Here is a 13,487-nt window from a genome sequence, read left to right on the forward strand (position 1 = left end):
TTTAAAGGGGTATATGTATAATAAACTCACTTCCTTTTTCCGGTTCGCTTGTTACCGTAATAGTGCCACCATGCAGCATGATGATCTTTTTTACATAACTGAGACCCAGGCCAAAACCTTTTACCTTATGTAGATTGCCGGTAGGTACACGGAAAAATGCATCAAAAATGTTTTCCTGATACATCTTTGGGATGCCGATCCCATTATCCTTTACCCGAATGGTTAAGTTACCGTTTTCTATGGAACAACGGATATTTACAACCGGATGTTCTCCCGAATACTTAATCGCATTATCTACCAGATTACTAAGAGCATTGGAAAGATGTGTCTTGTCAACATAAACCTGCTGATCTCCCAGGAAATTATCATACCTGAACTGCACAGGCCCGTTTGTTTTCAGCTGATGATTCGTGATAATACTGTCTATCAGCTCATTCAAATCTGTTTCTTCGCGATAAATTTCTATCTCTTCATTCTCTTCGGCAGCAATATGTAATACCTTTTCTACCAGGTCTGAAAGGCGCTGCAATTCCTGTTTGGAAATGTCCAGGTAACTCTGAGTTTTCCGCTGGTCATTTAATGCGTTGAAGTTCTGCATTGCTTCCACTGCTGCATATACGGTTGCAATAGGTGTTTTCAACTCATGCGTCATGTTATTGATAAAGTCGTTCTTTATTTCAGATAACTTTTTCTGTTTTAATATCGTTCTTAGCATGTAAATAAAGCAGATGGTGACCAGCACCAGCAATAACAGTGAGCCTATTAGTGTCCACATCATCTTTGCCAGAATGTACTGCAAAGGCGACTGGAAAACAGCCTGCACAAAAAGATTGCTGGCCGGATTAAACGGGATTTTAGATGTTTTTAAAGGACTGCGTCTACGCAAGCTATCTCGGAATCCTTCGCGGGAAAGGCCGTTAAAGCTAATATGAAAAGTATCGAGTTCAAAGTCTGTTGTGATCTGCCGGCTGTGAAGCTCTGAACTATAAACGGAGTCCAGTTTTATCAGCTTGATGCTATCCCCGTAAAGATCATTCAGCAAAATAAAATCAGAGATCTGCCGGGCTAAAGTATCTGCATACTTTCGGTTAGGAGCATCCTGATTACCGTTCCGTGTACCCGTATCTGTTAACATTCTTCTGCGTACATCCATTGGTCCCCGCTCCTCCTCCGGTGGAGGCATGTCGTGCAGCCCCCCTGTTGAATCCCGTTCACGCCCATACCGTCTGAAATACCGGCGAACATCTGCAAACTGCTTGTTGAATACTGCTGTTCGTAATGATTCGTTGATGTCTTTTCCGAATTGGTCAAGCTGAATATGATAAGAATTGTATAACCAGTATCCCTGGAAGAGGTATATGCTGAGTATGCATACACACATAAGTATCAGAATATTGCGAATCCGTTGACGCATATTTTAAGCTATTAACTTTTTCCCCATACCGGGTAATAATGCAAAGCTATCGGTTTCCACGCTTACCCTTGATACCCCCTTAACAGTAATTAACAGTAAATAATGCTATTTAACCAACAAATGAAGAGCGAATAGTGACTTTTGTATCAGAAAAAAACTCAAACACATGAACCATTTATCAAAGACGCTCCTTAGTGCAGCCCTGGTAGCCTTTTCTGGCATCACGACACAGGCACAGGACAAGAACGCAGGTGTGATAGACTATGAGGTAAGTGCAAAAATGGCTCCCCGCGGAGGTAATACTGATGGAGATGCTGAAGAACAAATAATTACTTTCTCTCAGCATTTTTACTTCACTGCAGGTAAAGGTAAGCTGGCAACAGAACGCCCTGACTTTGGTGGTCGTAACGGTCAGGCTCCTCCACAAGGGCCTCCTCCCGGCGATGCAGGTAACGGCAGACCACCTCGCATGCGCGGCGGATTTGGCGGAGGTCCGGCATATGTTGATCTGACAACAAAAAAGTATATCCAGGTATTCACCAAACCAGACGATAGTACCAAAACTTTCTTTGCGGAAGAAGACTTTGCAGCACCTAAAGATGTAAAGCTGACAGATAAAACGAAAAAAGTGGCTGGCTATACCTGCAAAAAGGCTACAGTAACTTTACGTGATGAAACATATACTGTATGGTATACACAGGAGCTCCCTTTCAGTTACAGCCCTATTAACGGATTGTTACCAGAAGGCAATGGCGTAGTGCTTTCTGCTGAAAGCGACAGGCGTTCCTTCTCCGCAAAGAAAGTAGACCTGAAGCCTGTAGCTGCAACAGATATCGCATTACCTGCCAACGCAGAAAAAGTAAGTGAAGAGCAACTACGTGAGATGCGTCGTGACGCAATGCAGAAATTTCGTGAACGGCAAAACAACAGGAATTAATTAACCTTAAATTACTCCCGCTTATTAATTCCTTTTACATGAAAAGAATAACCCTTATTACTGTATTACTGTTCCTGTTTGTGTTTGTAACAAAAGCACAACAGGGACAGATAAAAGGGCTACTTACCGACTCTTCTGCTACCCATCCGTTAACGGATGCTACCATAGCATTACTACATGGCAGCGATTCGTCTCTTGCTGCTACTAATTTTACTGATAAAAAAGGGGCCTTTTCATTTCCTGGTCTCGCTCCCGGCGCCTACCGAGTATATATTACTTTCCTGGGTTACAGACCTGTCTTCAAAAGTGTAACTATCTCCGCTGCCCAACCAGTAGTGGACATGGGAACGATTCAACTGAAAGGCAATGGAATTACACTGAATGAAGTGGAGATCATCCAGGAAGTACCTCCTATCGTTGTTAAAAAAGATACTCTGGAGTTTAATGCAGGCTCCTTCAAAACAAGAGAGAATGCTGTAGTGGAAGATCTGTTGAAGAAACTACCGGGCGTAACCGTAGATAAGGATGGAGTAATTACGGCACAGGGAGAAACCGTAAAAAGAGTTTTGGTAGATGGCAAACCATTCTTCAGTGATGATCCTAAACTGGCGACAAAGAACCTGCCTGCAGATATCATCGATAAAATACAGTTGATAGATCGTAAATCTGATCAGGCACAATTTACCGGTATAGACGATGGAAATATCGAAAAGGCAATCAATATCACTATCAAAAAAGATAAGAAAAAAGGTGTGTTTGGAAGAGCTTCTGCTGGCTATGGAGATGATGAACGTTTTGCTGCGAATGCAAGCCTGAATAGCTTTCGCGATAATCGTCAGATATCATTTCTGGGAAGTGGTAATAACGTAAATAATCTCGGTTATACATTTTCGGATGTATTCAACTTTAATAGCAATGGCAACAGTGGTGGCGGAAGCGGTGGCGGTGGCGGAGGAAGCGGCCGTAGTGGAGGAGGGGGGCGTGGTGGTGCTGCCAGTACAATCAATAGCCTCGGTGGTAATAACAATACAGGGATTACCCGCAACTGGAATGCTGGTTTAAACTATAATGAAGACTTTGGTACAAAGCTGAAAGTGAACGGCAGTTATTTCGTAAATGATACCCGTACACAAACCCAAATGCTCAGTGCCAAGCAAACGTTCCTCACAGACACAATCTATTACTATAACCAGAACCAGGGCCAGATTGCAGATAATACAAACAATCGAATGAACATGAGATTGGAATACCAGATAGATTCCCTTCACTCTTTCATTATTACGCCAACGTTCAGTTATACAAAAGGGAATAACTATCAGAATAACGATTATCAGTCGCTGGATGTTAATAAAGTAAAAACGATTGATGGTTCTTCTGTAAACAGGAGCAATGCTACATCTCCTAATTTTTCTACCACAGCACTGTTCAGGAAAAAGTTTAACAAGGTAGGTCGCACACTGAGTACAAACTTTATCTTTGGTTATAACACAACAACCCGTAAAAATTACTATAAGACTTCAGATACGCATCTGGCAATAGACAGCACAGAGGAGACGTATACCAGTGGATACGACCGGTTAACAGATGCAGACAATGTTGGAAGAAATTTCGGTGTCGGTTTAACTTACACAGAACCCCTTTCTAAAACACGTTTCCTCGAGCTCACATATACATGGAATAATAATTACAGCTCATCCAGTAATCTTACTTATGATAACAGTGCATCTGGCAAATACGATAAGCTGAATGATAGCTTAAGTAACATTTTTGAAAACGTATTTGAAACACAACAAGCGGGTATTAATATTCACACCCAAAAGTTCAAGTATGATTATACTTTCGGTATGAATGTACAGTTCAGCAACCTGAATAATGATAACGTAAGCAGGAACACGCATATCAATCAGCATACGGTAAACTTTTATCCATCTGCATCGTTTAACTATAACTTTGAACAGGGGAGGCGTTTTCGTTTTCGCTATAATGGTAGTACAACACAACCCTCCGTACAACAATTACAACCATTACCGGACCTCACAAGCTCGTTGTATGTACAACAGGGAAATCCGGATCTGAAACCATCCTTCGCCCACAATATAAGCATGGGATATAATGCTTTTAACAGAAGCACTTTCAAAGGGTTCTTTGCAAATATGAATGCAAGTTTAACAACTAATAAAATAGTGAACGCAAACCGTTCAGATACTTCTGGTAAACAATACACGAAACCTATGAATGCAAATGGTGCATTTAACCTGAATGGATTTATGGTGAACACTATTCCGCTCAAAAAGCTGAACAGTTCAATAAACATTAACACCTCTCTTAATTACGGACGTGATGTAAGTTTCAGCTCTACAGGTAGTGATTTTACTTCTGCGATTAAAACATTTACTAAGAGCTTTGGTGTTACCCAGGGATTCAGTTTTAACTACACCTATAAAGAACTTTTCGACTTTTCTACTACCGCCAGCGCTAATTACAGCGGTGTGCGATATGATATACAGAAGAGTAATAACACCAACTATTTCAATTACTCTTTTGCATTTGATTATAACGTAAATCTACCTGCCGGTTTTATTATTGGCAGTGATCTTACCTACACTCTGAATGCGGGTAGGGCTGCAGGTTACAATGTAGACGTTACTATGTTGAATGCCTTTATTTCAAAAAGTGTATTCAAGAAGAAACAAGGGTTGATTAAATTATACGGATATGATATCCTGAACCGCAATGTGAGTATCAGTCGGAATACCGGAGAAAACTATATTCAGGATGTGCAGAATATGGTACTGCAACGTTATTTTATGCTGAGTTTTACTTACTTCCTGAATAAGTTCGGGGGTAGTGAAAAACGCCGGGATGGCCCTCCGGGAATGCGTAATGGCATGCCTCCGGGTATGAGGGGTGGTTTTCCGGGTGGTGGAATGCCACGGGGGTAAGGTCCAAATAAAAAAGGGGCGTATCCTTTTTTTGATACGCCCCTTTTTTATGATAACTTGAAAAGTTGTAAGGATAACAAAAGTGGTGGCGTACGTCCTTCCTTCATACCCTCAGCTTTGAAACCTTACAACCTTAGTATTTTATTAGAGTCCAGCCACTTTATAGCTCTGAACTTTCTGTGCCGGTGTTTTACGTTCTTTGATACCCTGTGTAACCTTTCTTACTACCCAACTGATAGTAAACGTTGGGATGAAATCAAGCCCTGGAAACAGTTCTTCCATAAAGTTGAACACACTTCCAAAAGCCCCTACACTACCTCCAAACATTCTATAGAATATTATTGCTGATATGGGCGCCCATATCATGTCGCTGACTTCGCCTAAAACGGGAACTGTATAGCTGGCACATCCTAACAGATCCATTAAAATACAAGCCCACAAGGCAGGAGTAAATTTTCTTTCCATTTTCAACCTCCTCTTTTTATGTTATAGTATAATATTATCAAATAACTTACCAAAGTCAATTACTGTAACTGTTGATGGGGTTTACGAAGTGTTGTTGGCGGCCTGTTTTTAAAGTAATTGTTTGTATAACAGGCTTTTAAGAAATGCTGATTTATTTTCCGGTGTATTCGTAATCCTAAAGCAGGCGTAACTGTATATATTAAACGTTGTCCCTACAATAAAGTTACGAAGTATTTAAGTGTATGGATGTACGGAATATTAAAATGCGTAGTTTCACGTATAGAGTATTAAACTAATCAACATGTTGAACGAAAATTCCCGCCGTGATATGATTAAAAAAGCTGCTGCTATGGCATTTGCATCCACGTCACTGGCCTCTCTAACCACCCGGGTGATGGCCCATGAAACCGCAGTAGAAGAAAAGCTGAAAGGACAGATCAATCACTCAGTCTGTGCCTGGTGTTATAATGACATTCCCCTGGAAGATCTTTGCAAGGCAGCCAACCGGATAGGCCTCCAGTCTATTGATCTCCTAGACCCGAAAGACTTTGCCACAGCCAAAAAGTATGATCTTACCTGCGCCATGGTGGCCTCTATTAATAAAGACTGGGGAATAACCCGTGGATGGAATCGTGTGGAGCATCATGATCAGTTGGTAACATATTACCAGTACCTGATAGATGAAACGTCTAAAGCTGGCTTTCCGCATCTGATTTGCTTTTCCGGCAACCGCGAAGGACTCGACGATCAACTGGGACTGGAAAACAGTGCCAGGGGATTAAAGCGCATCATGAATTATGCAGAAAAGAAAAACGTAACCATCGTAATGGAACTGCTGAACAGTAAAGTGAATCATCCTGACTATCAGTGTGATCACACTTCCTGGGGAGTAGACCTTTGTAAAGCGATTGGGTCCGACAGGTTTAAGCTGTTATATGACATTTACCATATGCAAATTATGGAAGGAGATGTGATCCATACTATCCGTAATAATCACCAGTACTTTGCCCATTACCACACTGGTGGCGTACCTGGGCGTAATGAAATTGACGAAACACAGGAATTATACTATCCTGCCATTATGAAAGCCATCCATGAAACCGGCTTCAAAGGTTTTGTGGCACAAGAATTTGTCCCTAAACGTGCGGATAAACTGGCTTCTCTGAAACAAGGTGTTGAGATCTGTGATATTTAATTTCTATAATATGATCCTTAGGGCTGAAAAAGTAAATTGAAGGCGCTGAGAATCGCGTAAAACGGATTCGTCTCCATCTTCCTCCTGGGGATTTGCCTCACAGCATCAATATATCCTTATTGGGAATGTCCATAGGATCTTTCCAATAAGGATATATTTAGTATTTCCAATCCTCCCTCAGTACTCCCATTATTACCATATCAACATACTGCCCATGCAATTTGGCATTATGACGCAGAATCCCCTCCTTAGCAAATCCAAGCCTGATGGGGATTTGTGCACTCCGTTCATTCTGCAGGGCAAAATGAATCTCTATTTTATTAAGCCGTAAAGATTCAAATGCAAATGTGATCAGTGTTTTGCAAGAGGCAACCACAATTCCTTTTCCCTGGAAAGGCTCTGCTATCCAATAACCGATTTCTGCCTTTTGCAAAAGATGATCCCAGCTATGTAAATCTATTACACCACATAACTGGCTTTCATACCACATGCCCATTGCAATAGCATCCTGATCTTCCGCTTTCCGCAACATCATTTCTATAAAACGAAGGGAGTGTTCTTCATTGGTATTATAATCTACCCAGGGCAGAAAACGTCGCAGCGTTTTTCGCGATGTATCAATCTGCTTATAAAGTGCAGGCGCATGTTCAGGTTGTAATTGCCTGAGGGAAATTGTTTCATTGACAGGTAGATCCAGCATAAAAATTTGAGGTTTGACACTTACAGACAGCAATGTACTGCAAAGGTCAAACCTCAAATTTAATAAAATACTAATTCTTTGCTATGAGCTGTTGTTTCTGTAAATCCCTTACAATCTCGCGGGCATAAAGGTAAGCCTGTCTGTAGGCTGTTGGCGGATCTACAGAATTGATCTCTGCATTGTACAACAGCTTCTTTTCATTCAGGTCATACAGATTGGTTTCCCATTGGTATTTCACATTAACCTGGTAATATCCCGGACCACCATACATCCCTCCGTACCAGCCTCTGTAATAATAAGGGCTGAAGCCTCCATAATACGGATAAGGATATCCATACCCTGGTGTATAACTTTTCTGGCGCGACTTATCTACCAGCGCAACCGTCATCACCTGGGCAACTTCGCTGTTCCTGAATTTATTCAATGCTGCCTTTTCATCTCCTTTGCCCAGTGCATCATCCGGGCCGTAAGTAGCAAATGCAGATACTGCATTGTAGCCTTCTTTTCGCAATTCTGATACAAGATTGTCTTCCATCAACACTCGTAATTTCCGCTCCTGTTTAGGAACAAGGGCAACAACCATAATTTTTTGTTCCCGTTGTAATTTAGCATCTGGTGTTTTCCAGGACGAAGTAAGCCTGGTACTTGTACACGCTGCAAGAGAAAGCAGGCAGATAGCCATTATAAATAACCCTGACTTTTTCATAATCTCTCCTTTTAACTATTTGTTAGACGGAGAAAGGACTTAAGAGTTACATGAGGTAACAGGAAATTAACATTTCTTTGATAATCAACCTGATAGGGTTTTAAAAACCAAATAAAACCAATAAGAGCAAGTTCACAAATGGAGATAAAAGCCATTACATTATAGCAGAAAATATTATGGAAGCCATTTTACAAATCAGTTGATTTACAATTATTTGAAATAGACTTTTAATGAAAAGAAGATGGATCGAAAATAAATGAAGGGCTTGAGGCTCGCTTAAACAGAGCATCGTCGACATCAGTGACCTGAATAAAAACAGGCTGTATCATAAGTACGATACAGCCTGTTTTATATAAGATTTAATATAATCAATAATCTATTACCTGTTCCTGGATACCAGCCGGAATTTCACGGAACTCATATAGCTGGTTACGCAATTGTGGCTCAAAACCAGCTTCTTTGATAGCTTCCTGCATTGAGCGGTAGGTAAAGCGGTGAGGAGCACCAGCTGCACTTACTACATTCTCTTCAAGCATGATAGATCCAAAGTCGTTGGCACCTGCGCGAAGACAGATCTGCGCTACCTGCTTACCAACTGTTAACCAGGAAGCCTGAACATTCTTAATATTGGGCAACATAATGCGGCTCATTGCGATCATGCGGATATATTCTTCCGAAGTGGTCATGTTATGCACCCCTCTGATGCGGGATAAGAGCGTATCCACATCCTGGAAGGTCCAGGGAATGAAGGCGGTAAAACCGTAATGACCTTCTGGTTTCTCACTCTGTACCTGCCTGAGAGCTGCGAGATGTTCAAAACGTTCCATTAATGTTTCCACATGGCCAAACATCATTGTCGCAGAGGATGGGATATTCAGTTTATGAGCGGCTCTCATTACGTCCAGCCATTCCTGTGCTCCACACTTTCCTTTGGAGATCAGCCTGCGTACGCGATCATTCAGTATTTCCGCACCGGCACCGGGTAAGCTGGTCATACCAGCAGCCTTCAATGCCTTCAGCACCTCAGTATGAGTACTTTTCTCAAGTTTTGTAATATGCGCTACTTCCGGGGGGCCAAGCGCATTCAATTTCAACGTTGGATATAATTCTTTCAGTTTACTGAAAGTATCCACATAAAACTTGAGACCCAATTCCGGATGATGACCGCCCTGTACTAACAATTGATCACCTCCGTATTTCATCGTCTCCTCTATCTTCTTCTTGTATTCGTCGATGGTAGTAATGTAAGCTTCTGCATGTCCCGGAATGCGGTAAAAATTGCAGAACTTGCAATTAGCAGTACAGACGTTTGTGGTATTCACGTTACGGTCTATCTGCCATGTAACCTTACCATGTGGTACCTGCTGCTTACGCAACTCATTTGCAATATGCATGAGCTCTGTAAGTGGAGCTTTTTCAAATAGATATACCCCTTCTTCTGGTGTAAGCCACTCAAAGTTCAGTGCTTTGCTATATAGATCTTTCAGTTCCATGATAAACAAAGGTAGGAAAAAACAAAATCCACTACACCCAACTATTTTAATGTTAAATTTATGAGACCGTCATTCTGTTATTTATTCGTATGCAAAGAGCAACACTGTTAAAGCACTGTTGGTTAATTTTATCGGCCATCACTACATTCCACGTAGCAACTGCACAAGCAACACATTCAAAAGCAGGCACTTCTAACGAAGGGGTGCTCATTTCCCGATTCCCTTTCAAACAATACTATGGTGGGGTAGTAGTGATCCAGGCACAGCTTGAGGGAATACCTGATACCCTTCAGTTTATTCTTGATACGGGTAGTGCCGGCATTTCCCTTGATACGAGCACCTGCCTGCGTCTGGGCATCGCCCTAACGCCCTCAGATAAGATTGTACGTGGAGTGGGCGGCTCAAAAAAGGTAGCCTTTGCCATGAATCGCACATTGTTGCTACCCGGATTAACCGTGGACAGTCTGAACTTTCATATTAACGACTACGAGCTGATAAGCCAGGTTTATGGGCTGCAAGTAGATGGTATCATGGGCTATAGCATTCTTAGCAGGTATATTGTGCAGATAGACTATGATACAGAAACCATCACTATTTATTCTAAAGGTAATTTCACTTATCCTAAAGGAGGATTGCTGATGCGCCCTTCCCTCACCCTTATCCCCATTGTAAGCGCACAGTTACGCAATGGAAAAACCCAACGGAACACACGCTACTACTTTGATACAGGAGCTGGTATGTGCCTGCTGTTCTCAAAACAGTTTGTACATGATAGTGCGGTACTTTCTTCCCGCAAAAGGCAGAGAAAAGTGATCCAGACAGAAGCGCAGGGCCTGGGCGGTAAAATGAGTATGGACATTACCACCATCCAGGAGTTTAAACTGGGTTCCTATTCCTTCCGTAATGTGCCCGTTTACCTGTTCGATGATGTGAGCAATATCACTGCTTATCCCTTCCTGGGGGGTATGGTCGGCAATGATCTGTTACGGCGCTTTAACCTTTACCTTAATTATGGCAAAAAGGAAATATACCTGGTTCCCAATTCCCATTTCCGGGATCCTTTTGATTATTCTTACACAGGATTGATCATTTACCTGATAGATGGACAGGTAGAAATCACAGATATCATTAAAGGATCTCCGGCAGAGAAATCCGGATTCCAAAAAGGAGATAAAATTATAGCCATCAACAATATAATATCTGACAACCTCCAGCTTTACCGCGATTTGCTCAAAAATGTGGGCACCCGTCCTACTTTATTGATTAAGCGTGACAAAGAACTTCTCTTAAAAAAAATACAGATCAAAAGCATATTATAGTAAGTTGAAATACTACATTGTACTATCTTCCGTTTTGATGTGTAATGTGAGAAAATACATTTTTGCTATACTTATCTGCCTGCCGGCACTCGTCTCTGGCCAGGATGGTACCAATTCAAAAGTGGTGGCAACGTTGCCATTCCGCATGTACGACCGGTACCTCATCATTCCTGCTACAGTAACGACTTCTATTGATACCCTGCACTTTATCTTTGATACAGGTGCGGAGATCACTACAATGAACCAGGAAACGGCTAAAACATTGAAACTGGAAAGTACGGACGTTGCGGGCATGAGTGGCACTGACGATGTGGTGATAAGGGTTCCCACTTCTACCATCAGCCTGTTATATCTTTCTAAAACCAGGATCCCCTTTGTAAAGGTATACCTGGAAAACCTCAAGGAATTCCGTAATAGTTCCATACCAATAGACGGAATCATAGGCGTGGATCTTCTGAAGACTTTCATAGTAACAATAGATTACGAACACCAACAACTGCTATTATACCGGGCCGGGAAAACTCCCCCGGAAGTGAAAGGCAAGCGCATGCCGCTTTCCATTAATTTCAAAACCCCGGCAATAGAAGCCATGATCGAGTTGCCAGATGGTAAAACCATTGCCAACCGTTTTCACTTTATTTCAGGTGGGGAATACGGTATTCTCTTCAACTGGCCTTTTGTTGAAAAATACCATCTCAATACCACTTTACCGATAATAAATACGGATAAAGTACAGGATCTCTTTAAAGTACTTACTTACACGAACATCACTATACCCTTCCTGGCTATGGGCGCATACCGGGTAGAACAAGTGCCGGCAAGCTATTCCCCGGATGTGGATGATGCCGGTTCTATGACGGAAGTAGCCGGTTCCATTGGTTTTTTTGTGTGGAAGCAATTCCGCACTATTACCATTAACTATAACGAAAAGGAACTTTTTCTGGAAAAATAACATTCTCAAAATACTCCTCTTTTTTGCTTTTCGCCCATTCTGCCGTAGTTTTAATAACTTGCAATTCTCATAAACAGGAAAAGAGGAATATGATTCATTACAATAAATTCACCTTGGCAAATGGCCTGCGCGTAATTGTGCATGAAGATCACACTACTCCTATGGCAGTGGTAAACGTGATGTACGACGTGGGTGCACGGGATGAAGATGCGAACAAAACCGGTTTTGCGCACTTATTTGAACATCTGATGTTTGGCGGTTCCGTGAACATTCCGGAGTATGATGAGCCCCTACAGATGGCTGGAGGAGAAAACAATGCCTTTACAACCAGCGACCTCACCAACTACTATATCCAGTTACCAGCAGAAAATATTGAAACCGCTTTCTGGCTGGAGAGTGACCGCATGCTTTCTCTTGCTTTCAGTGAAAAAAGCCTGGACGTACAGCGTAAAGTAGTCAGTGAAGAGTTCAAAGAGCATTATATCAATAAGCCTTACGGCGATGTATGGCATAAAATGCGTGACCTTGCTTATTCTACACATCCCTACAAGTGGATGACTATTGGAAAGGAATTGTCGCACATAGAAGAGGCCCGGCTGGAAGATGTGAAGGCATTCTTCTTTAAATACTATCGTCCATCAAATGCGATATTGGTTGTAGGTGGTCATGTAACTCTGGAACAGGTAAAGGTATTAGCTGAAAAATGGTTTGGCGATATTCCTGCCGGAGAGAAAATTCCTCGTAAATTACCCGTAGAACCGCCACAAACAGCGGCGCATAAACTGGAAGTAAAAGCCAGTGTGCCCCTGGATGCGCTGTATAAATGTTATCATATGCCCGGCCGCGTGGAGAAAGAGTATTACGCTGTTGATCTGATTTCAGATATTCTCGGAGGAGGTGCATCTTCCCGTCTGCACCAGGTATTGGTAAAAGAAAAGAAACTTTTCAGTAATATCGACTGCTATCATTTTGGAACACTGGACGCCGGTTTGCTGACCATAGAAGGTAAACTGGTAAAAGGTGTGAAAATGAAAGATGCTGAAAAGGCAGTTCAACTGGAGATCGATAAAGTACAGCAGGAAATTATTCCGGAACGGGAACTGCAAAAGGTAAAGAACCGTGTGGAAAGTATGCTGGCCTTTGAAGATATGGAACTGCTTAATCGCGCCAACAACCTTGCTTTTTATGAACTGATGGGAGACGCTGAGTTAATGAATAAAGAGTTTAGCAACTACGAAGCGATTACTACTGCCGATCTTCACAGGGAAGCTCAACAACTGTTCGACGAAAAAAATTCCAATACTATTTACTATTACGCGGATAAATAATAGCTTTTGCGGCTTTATGCCAGCTTTATTATCCTT

General features: G+C 41.9%; 11 protein-coding genes. 6 read left to right on the forward strand and 5 right to left on the reverse strand.

The window, feature by feature from the left end; all coding sequences use genetic code 11:
• Nucleotide 1: 1 nt before the first annotated feature.
• Nucleotides 2–1,414 (reverse strand): sensor histidine kinase, encoded by a 1,413-nt coding sequence (locus BM176_RS08245; RefSeq protein WP_090101457.1) that lies wholly within the window; start codon nt 1,412–1,414, stop codon nt 2–4.
• 166 nt (nt 1,415–1,580) lie between these two features.
• Between BM176_RS08245 and BM176_RS08250 the strand changes: the two genes are divergently transcribed.
• Together BM176_RS08250 and BM176_RS08255 are read left to right on the forward strand one after the other, a co-directional pair.
• Nucleotides 1,581–2,351 (forward strand): GLPGLI family protein, encoded by a 771-nt coding sequence (locus BM176_RS08250; protein WP_090101458.1) that lies wholly within the window; start codon nt 1,581–1,583, stop codon nt 2,349–2,351.
• Nucleotides 2,352–2,389: 38 nt separating this feature from the next.
• Nucleotides 2,390–5,293, forward strand: coding sequence for a TonB-dependent receptor (locus BM176_RS08255; RefSeq protein ID WP_090101459.1), 2,904 nt, complete (start codon nt 2,390–2,392; stop codon nt 5,291–5,293).
• Nucleotides 5,294–5,437: 144 nt separating this feature from the next.
• Here BM176_RS08255 and BM176_RS08260 read toward each other — a convergent pair whose 3' ends face one another.
• The gene (locus BM176_RS08260) at nt 5,438–5,758 is read right to left on the reverse strand and encodes a hypothetical protein (RefSeq protein ID WP_090101460.1); all 321 of its coding nucleotides are present in this window, start codon (nt 5,756–5,758) and stop codon (nt 5,438–5,440) included.
• 301 nt (nt 5,759–6,059) lie between these two features.
• Here BM176_RS08260 and BM176_RS08265 point away from each other — a divergent pair, with 301 nt between their 5' ends.
• A complete protein-coding gene (locus BM176_RS08265; protein ID WP_090101461.1) occupies nt 6,060–6,953 on the forward strand; it encodes a hydroxypyruvate isomerase family protein in 894 nt (297 codons plus the stop codon).
• 157 nt (nt 6,954–7,110) lie between these two features.
• Here the strand turns inward: BM176_RS08265 and BM176_RS08270 are convergent, their stop codons facing one another.
• The 3 genes from BM176_RS08270 to mqnC form a co-directional block, all read right to left on the reverse strand.
• Nucleotides 7,111–7,653 (reverse strand): GNAT family N-acetyltransferase, encoded by a 543-nt coding sequence (locus BM176_RS08270; protein ID WP_090101462.1) that lies wholly within the window; start codon nt 7,651–7,653, stop codon nt 7,111–7,113.
• Nucleotides 7,654–7,723: 70 nt separating this feature from the next.
• Nucleotides 7,724–8,359, reverse strand: coding sequence for a hypothetical protein (locus BM176_RS08275; protein WP_143097750.1), 636 nt, complete (start codon nt 8,357–8,359; stop codon nt 7,724–7,726).
• A gap of 368 nt (nt 8,360–8,727) precedes the next feature.
• Nucleotides 8,728–9,852 carry a cyclic dehypoxanthinyl futalosine synthase gene (gene mqnC, locus BM176_RS08280; protein WP_090101464.1) on the reverse strand — a complete coding sequence of 375 codons (1,125 nt, stop codon included), beginning with the start codon at nt 9,850–9,852 and terminating at the stop codon, nt 8,728–8,730.
• A gap of 89 nt (nt 9,853–9,941) precedes the next feature.
• Between mqnC and BM176_RS08285 the strand changes: the two genes are divergently transcribed.
• The 3 genes from BM176_RS08285 to BM176_RS08295 all read left to right on the forward strand — a co-directional run bounded on the left by BM176_RS08285 (nt 9,942) and on the right by BM176_RS08295 (nt 13,451).
• Complete coding sequence (locus BM176_RS08285) at nt 9,942–11,171, forward strand: aspartyl protease family protein (RefSeq protein WP_255373467.1); 1,230 nt, start codon at nt 9,942–9,944, stop codon at nt 11,169–11,171.
• A gap of 46 nt (nt 11,172–11,217) precedes the next feature.
• Entirely contained in the window at nt 11,218–12,123 is a 906-nt protein-coding gene (locus BM176_RS08290; RefSeq protein WP_177230330.1) for an aspartyl protease family protein, read from the forward strand.
• Nucleotides 12,124–12,212: 89 nt separating this feature from the next.
• Nucleotides 12,213–13,451 carry a M16 family metallopeptidase gene (locus tag BM176_RS08295; RefSeq protein WP_090101469.1) on the forward strand — a complete coding sequence of 413 codons (1,239 nt, stop codon included), beginning with the start codon at nt 12,213–12,215 and terminating at the stop codon, nt 13,449–13,451.
• Nucleotides 13,452–13,487: the final 36 nt, after the last annotated feature.

It is taken from the genome of Chitinophaga sp. CF118 (assembly GCF_900112615.1).
Lineage (GTDB): Bacteria > Bacteroidota > Bacteroidia > Chitinophagales > Chitinophagaceae > Chitinophaga.